Source organism: Mycobacterium sp. 1245852.3 (assembly GCF_001669335.1).
Lineage (GTDB): Bacteria > Actinomycetota > Actinomycetes > Mycobacteriales > Mycobacteriaceae > Mycobacterium > Mycobacterium europaeum_A.
This window is the reverse complement of sequence record NZ_LZLL01000558.1, coordinates 1-1,332: the sequence shown is the minus strand read 5'-3', so window position 1 is coordinate 1,332 and position 1,332 is coordinate 1. Positions and strand designations below refer to the sequence as shown.

Sequence of the window (1,332 nt, the reverse complement as noted above, 5' to 3'; positions counted from 1 at the left end):
GCCGGCGCATATCAGTGCCCGCTCCCCCAATTCTGCGCAGGCCGCGCTGATCATTTCGGCCGTGAAGGCCGGAGATTCGACCGGTATGCTGCCGAAGGCGAAGCAAATGGGCGGTGCCCCCGCGGCTATCCAGTCCCGCGCCTCGTCGTCGGCGTCTGTGGAGAGGTTCATCGCCAGCGCACCCACAAAGGGCCGTCGGCCATTCCACTTCTTCCATTCGGCGGCCAACCCCGGGAAACAAAAGTCATCGTAGGCCTGGATTTCCAGCGAATGGCGCTCGGCGATTCGCCGGTGCGTAGGGCTTGTCGACTTGGGCAGACCTAGCTCACGGCGATGTGCGTCCTCGAAGCCCTTGTTCATGCGCCAAGACAGCCACTTGGATACCTTCATCGCGAAGCGCGCGATGGGTCCGGGCAATAGCGGGATCAACCGTCCGTTGGGCCGTACCGGGTAGTAGTGCAGGGTGACCAGCGGAATGCCGTAGTGCTCGGCGACATTGGCTGCGGCCTGCTCGCACGGAATGGTGGTGAACAGCAGATCGGCTCCGTCCGCCAGCGATGTCAACGTCGCGCACACCTCCGTCCAGCACTGGATCGATAGCGCCGACACCTGGAGCCCGAACCTGATCAGATCTCGAATCCTCCAGAAGCTCCGAAAAAAACATGTCCAGAATCTGCGCTGTGCGGCCATGTACGCACGGGTGTCCGTGCCGTAAGCAACCGCCGCGAGCCCGGCCGATTCGACGAACGGAATCAAGTCGGGCGGGACGGCCATGCACACGTCGTGCCCTCGGCGCTGCAGCTCACGGCCGACTACAACCGACGGCTCGATATCGCCTCGAGTCCCGTAGCTCGCCAACACAAATCTCATTGCGGATCTCAAACTTTCGGTTGTCGCGCCGCCCGGCGACGTATCGTTCCCGAACCGAGCCAAATGCCGACGACGCGGGTCGACGTACCCACGGCCGGCCACAGCCCCGGTGCCCACATCTCCGGTAGAGCCAGAGCCTAGACATGGCTCCGCGGCGACGGCAGGTTTCGGCGTCCGCCGCCCACATTGCCAACGGGTTCCGTGAGTCAGCGCAACTCGCTGAACTAGCACTGGGTGTCCGGTTATGCTGCGGTCGTCTGGGCCGAGGGCGTGGGCCGCCGCTTGCAATCCGACGATGCGCCAGGGAATCGAACAGTCATGACCGCGATGAAGTTTGTGCTGGCAAATTGGGGAACGCGTGGCGAGGTCGAGCCGTACCTAACGATCGGCCGTGAATTGGTTCGCCGCGGGCATGACGTGAGTATGGCCGTCGCTCCCGAAATGGTCGATTTCGTCGAGTCA

Annotated in this window: 2 protein-coding genes; one reads left to right on the top strand and one right to left on the bottom strand. The window is 63.3% G+C overall.

The window, feature by feature from the left end; all coding sequences use genetic code 11:
- Positions 1–870: glycosyltransferase (locus A9W96_RS26150; RefSeq protein ID WP_156765419.1), on the bottom strand; the 870-nt coding region annotated here is incomplete at its 3' end.
- A 327-nt stretch (positions 871–1,197) separates the two neighbouring features.
- On the opposite strand from A9W96_RS26150, the gene A9W96_RS31825 reads away from it, so the two are divergent.
- Positions 1,198–1,332 (top strand): glycosyltransferase (locus tag A9W96_RS31825; RefSeq protein ID WP_197499385.1); only part of this gene is annotated, 135 nt, incomplete at its 3' end.